This window comes from Halorubrum sp. SP3 (genome assembly GCF_005435195.1).
Classification (GTDB): domain Archaea; phylum Halobacteriota; class Halobacteria; order Halobacteriales; family Haloferacaceae; genus Halorubrum; species Halorubrum sodomense.
Map to the genome: position 1 here is coordinate 1 of NZ_SGTU01000796.1, position 216 is coordinate 216.

The window sequence follows — 216 nt, forward strand, 5'->3', positions numbered from 1 at the left end:
CGAGGACCCGCACGAGCGACGCCGCTCGCGGTCCCCCGTCGCCGTCGGCTCCGTCCGCTTGACTCATCTGCGTAGGTGTTTCTACTCGACATGATAACCGTTTCGCTCGGTTTCATCGGACGACCGTCGAAACGGAAATGCCGGACCCGACGGGGAGGACCGCCGTCTCCACGGCGTCGTCAGAGCGGACGGTCCCCACGTACTCGCCGATGCCGC

General features: G+C 66.7%; 1 pseudogene. It reads right to left on the reverse strand.

Annotated features, from left to right (window positions below):
• Positions 1–112 precede the first annotated feature (112 nt).
• A pseudogene (locus EXE42_RS20585) lies at positions 113–216 on the reverse strand (O-methyltransferase); the annotation flags it as partial.